This is a genomic window from Clostridium sp. MCC328, assembly GCF_018785465.1.
GTDB lineage: Bacteria > Bacillota > Clostridia > Lachnospirales > Lachnospiraceae > Pilosibacter > Pilosibacter fragilis.
In genome coordinates this window covers 1-241 of sequence record NZ_WQPW01000081.1, presented here as the reverse complement: position 1 = coordinate 241, position 241 = coordinate 1, and the positions used below count along the sequence as shown (strand labels likewise).

The 241-nt window shown below is 55.6% G+C and carries 1 rRNA gene; it reads left to right on the top strand.

Features of this window, described 5'->3' with window-relative positions:
• A 23S ribosomal RNA gene (locus tag GPK83_RS12135) occupies window positions 1-241 on the top strand; the annotation flags it as partial.

Below are 241 nucleotides of genomic sequence, written 5' to 3'. Positions count from 1 at the left end.
AAAGACCCCATGGAGCTTTACTCCAGCTTGATACTGGGATTCGGTAATGCATGCACAGGATAGGTGGGAGGCTACGAGTATGGAACTCCGGTTTCATATGAGCCGCTGTTGGGATACCACCCTTGCGTTACTGGGTTTCTAACCATGGCCCGTGATCCGGGTCGGGGACAATGTCAGGTGGGGAGTTTGACTGGGGCGGTCGCCTCCGAAAGGGTATCGGAGGCGCTCAAAGGTTCCCTCA